At 64.8% G+C, this 3,840-nt stretch carries 4 protein-coding genes and 1 pseudogene; all 5 read left to right on the forward strand.

Annotated elements, in window-relative coordinates; translation table 11 throughout:
* Window positions 1-585: 585 nt before the first annotated feature.
* Window positions 586-1,239, forward strand: coding sequence for a hypothetical protein (locus GJ630_RS19175; RefSeq protein WP_005537126.1), 654 nt, complete (start codon window positions 586-588; stop codon window positions 1,237-1,239).
* Between the two features lie 117 nt (window positions 1,240-1,356).
* On the forward strand, window positions 1,357-1,653 hold the full coding sequence (locus GJ630_RS19180; protein WP_170832126.1) for a winged helix-turn-helix transcriptional regulator: 297 nt from the start codon (window positions 1,357-1,359) through the stop codon (window positions 1,651-1,653).
* A gap of 74 nt (window positions 1,654-1,727) precedes the next feature.
* Window positions 1,728-2,215, forward strand: a pseudogene (locus GJ630_RS19185) (metallophosphoesterase family protein).
* A gap of 106 nt (window positions 2,216-2,321) precedes the next feature.
* Window positions 2,322-3,095: a coenzyme F420-0:L-glutamate ligase gene (locus GJ630_RS19190; protein WP_014041496.1), complete on the forward strand. Its 774-nt coding sequence runs from the start codon at window positions 2,322-2,324 to the stop codon at window positions 3,093-3,095.
* On the forward strand, window positions 3,082-3,840 hold a 759-nt coding region (locus tag GJ630_RS19195), incomplete at its 3' end, for a 5,10-methylenetetrahydromethanopterin reductase (protein ID WP_191450751.1). The genes GJ630_RS19190 and GJ630_RS19195, both read left to right, overlap by 14 nt.

Consider the following 3,840-nt stretch of genomic DNA (forward strand, 5'->3'; position numbering starts at 1 on the left):
GACGCGGGTTCAAATCCCGCTCCGGGCGTTTCTATTTCGAACGATTCCGACGAGCACCGCTTAGCGTGTGCTCGCCATCGTGAGCGATGAAACGCACAACAGAGATTTGAACCCTGGAAGTCGCAGCGCCGAACGGAGTGAGGCGACCGTCTTCCGTCGGTTCAAATCCCGCTCCGGGCGTTTCTCTGAATTTGACTCGGTGAGCGACGCGTTTCATCGCGTCGTGATCGCTCACTCCGTTCCGGGCCCCCGTTTCAGTGGCTGTCCAGCAAGCAGTAAACACCGCTTACTGGTCGATAAAACGGCATATACTGATATTACACGCCCGGCACAATAGCAGACGTCCGGGGAAGTGCCCCCTTGGCCTGTCATAGTGTCCGTCCACCGGGGTCGGACGTGCTATCACTTCACGCGGGATGGCATATGTTTTGTGTTGGTTGTAATACTGTCGGCTGTAACTATTTCAAGATATTCGCCACCTCAGGGTGGCGAAATTCTTCACAGACGTACAGCCGACAGTATAAGCCGTGCGGATTAGCGGCTGCCAGCGACAAACTGTTTACGAGGCCCCACAAAAGAGGGGCCATGGAGGACGTGGATGGCGAGGAAATGCCCGGCGCGATCGTCGAGGCGTTCCTCGAACGCGAGGAGGGCGTCCGGGCGCTGCTTGAGGAACTGGAGAAGCTCACTATCGAGGGCCGTCACGAGGAGGTCCGCGACCGCGTTCGCAATCTGGCCGACAGCGACGAGTCAGTGTTTTACACCGTAGCGTTTAGCCTCACCAACTCCCGGCAGTTCTTTGGCGACGTGGAGGCACAACTGGACGTGACCGCCGCGGACCGGCTTCGGGACCTCGCCGACACGTTTCCCGCGCTGGCCGAGCCGTTCAACATCGTCCGAACGGAGCGGGCAGACGACCGCCTCAATCCGGTGACGGACACGAGCTACGCCGTGAGCTACCACCGCGGGGTCGAGTCGCCGATGGTGACATACAGCCCGCTGTCGGGCGAACAGGAGCTGTACGAGTCCCGCGGAACGCCAAGCGAGGTGTTGCGGGTGGCGTCTGACCTCACGAGCGCGACGACCGACGCGCTGGACGTGGCGATGGATAACGACTACTCGGTCAACACGGAGGAGCTGAGCGCGCTCATCGACCGCCGTGAAGAACTGGAGACGGAGCTGAGCAAGCTCCGGGACCAGCTCGACGAGCTTCGCCGGACGCCGGTCTCGGACGAGTAGCGACTGATGGTTCACATAGGTAGAGAGCGGTACAGAGGGACAACCCGCGTCGCAGTGCCGCAACTGAGGCGTTTATGTGTCACGACCCTAAATGCACAGATACGATTTGCTATGGGAATGGACCGACTGGAAGATCAGGTCGAGAAGGAGGGGCGGGACCTGTCGATCCTCGAAGCCGTCATCGAGAACGGGCCGATCGGTATCGTTCGGCTCGCCGAGGAGACAGGGGTCCCGAAACACAAGGTGCGGTACTCGCTGCGGATGCTGGAAGACGACGAACTCATCGAGCCGACGCCGCAGGGAGCGATTCCGGTGGACAACATCGACGAGCGGGTCGCAACAATCAATGGCGGCATTGATCGACTGGTCGAGCAGTTGGACGGACTGCGGGACGTGTTTTCGTCCACAGAGTAGCGCCGCCACAGCGATCGGTCGGCACCCGTTTCCGTGGCAGAAACCCTTTTTGAACGCCGACGCGATGGATTTGTATGGATGTCGCTCTCATCAGCGATTCGCACATTCCCTCCCGGGAACACGAAATCCCGCCGTCGTTCCGGGAGCGCATCGAAGTCGCGGACCACGTCATCCACGCCGGTGACTTCGACAGCAGGGGGCGCTCGCTGACATCCGCCACATGGCGACGGGGCTGACCGCCGTCTCGGGCAACATCGACCCACAGATCGGATTGCCGGAGCGGGCGACAGTCGAACTCGGCGGCGTCACGTTCGTCGTGACACACGGCACCGGGTCGCCGCGGGGCTGGGCGGACCGTGTCGCCGCTGCGGTCCGCGACGAGGCCGACAGCAGTGCCGTCGGCGTCGCCGGCCACACCCACGAACTGACGGACACTGTCTACGAGGGTGTGCGGCTCCTGAACCCTGGCAGCGTCACGGGCGCATCGCCGGCCAGCCGACCGACGATGCTGACGGCGACGGTCGAGGACGGCACGCTCGACGTGCACCAATACGAGCTGTAAGGCCTCGGCTGTCGCGGTTCGCTCCCGCGTACCGGCAGCTGTTGCCACTGTTGGCCGGCTTTGCAGCGAACGCGGGTCTTTTTCCCGCAGGGACCGCAGGAACGGTATGGAAGTCTTCGCGGTCGAAGGGTTGCCCGAGGTCCGCCCCGGGGACGACGTGGCGGGGCTGCTCGTCGAGCAGGCCGACCTCCGGGACGACGACGTGATCTGTGTCGCCAGCACTATCGTTTCCAAGGCCAACGGACGCGGCCGGTCGCTATCGTCGTACGAGCCGAGCGCGCGTGCCGAGCGCATCGCGGCGACCATCGAGGACATCGCCGGTGAGGAGAAAGACCCGCGAATGGCACAGGCGATTCTCGATGAGTGTACTGAGGTGCTGGTCGAAGCCCCCTTCATCCTCGGCGTGACGGAGTTCGGGCATATCACCGTCAACGCGGGCATCGACCGCTCGAACGTGCCCGGCGCGGACCTCCTCTTGCTCCCCGAGAATCCGACGGCCGAGGCCGAAGCCATCCGTGCTGGCATCCGCGAACAAGCGGGCGTCGAACCCAGCGTTATCGTCACCGACACGTCGGGGCGGCCGTTCCGACTCGGCCAGCGCGGCGTCGCACTGGGCTGGGCCGGGCTCCCTGCCTCTCGGGACTGGCGGGGCGAACACGACCGCGACGGCCGCGAACTCGAAGCCACCGTCCAGGCCGTTGTCGACGAACTCGCCGCCGCGGCCAACCTCGTCACCGGCGAAGGCGACGGCGGAACGCCCGTCGCAGTCGTCCGCGATTTCGACTTCGGCGACCACGCGGGCAGCGAGCAACTGTTCCGCGACCCGGAGAAGGACGTAGTCAGACAAGCACTCAGAGACTGGTCTCATGTACGCGATTGAACTCACCCCGGAACACCCGGTCGCACAGCTCGCCTCGCTTGCCGAACAGGCCGAATCGAACGCGCTCGACGCCGTGTACGTCAGCCATCACTACAACAACCGCGACCAGTTCATGTCACTGACCGCGATGGCCGAACGGACCGAAGAGATACTGCTCGGCCCCGGCATCGCCAACCCATACGAGACGCACCCGGTGACGCTGGCCTCGCGGGTGGCGACACTGGCGGAACTCAGCGACGGCCGGGCCGTCTTCGGCATCGGACCGGGAGACAAGTCGACGCTCAGCAACCTCGGCTTCGACCACGACGACGCCCTGCGTCGCGTGCTTGAGACGTTCACGACCGCCCGGAAACTCTGGGACGGCGAGCGGGTCGACCACGACGGGACGTTTGAGGCCGTCGACGCCGGGCTGAACTACGAGGTCGGCGATATTCCGGTGTACGTCGGTGCGCAGGGGCCACACATGACCCGGATGGCGGCGAAACACGCCGACGGCGCGCTGTACAACGGCGCGCACCCGAAAGACCTCGCGTGGGCACGCGAGCAAGTAGAAGAGATGGCCGACGAGCGTCCCGAGGAGTACGGCGAGTTCGACCTCGCGGCCTACGCCAGCGTCTCGGTCGCCGAGGACGAGGCCGAGGCGCGGGAAGCCGCCCGGCCACCGGTCGCGTTCGTCGCCGCGGGGTCGCCGCCGCCGGTGCTCGACCGCCACGGCATCGACCACGACGCCGCCGCCGACATCGGG

The sequence above is a fragment of the Haloarcula sp. CBA1122 genome, assembly GCF_009741785.1.
In the GTDB taxonomy this organism is placed as follows: Archaea; Halobacteriota; Halobacteria; order Halobacteriales; family Haloarculaceae; genus Haloarcula; species Haloarcula hispanica.

Coding starts and splice junctions, on each gene's coding strand:
- GJ630_RS19175 (WP_005537126.1), top strand. CDS start 586: ATGGAGGACGTGGATGGCGAGGAAATGCCCGGCGCGATCGTCGAGGCG.
- GJ630_RS19180 (WP_170832126.1), top strand. CDS start 1,357: ATGGACCGACTGGAAGATCAGGTCGAGAAGGAGGGGCGGGACCTGTCG.
- GJ630_RS19190 (WP_014041496.1), top strand. CDS start 2,322: ATGGAAGTCTTCGCGGTCGAAGGGTTGCCCGAGGTCCGCCCCGGGGAC.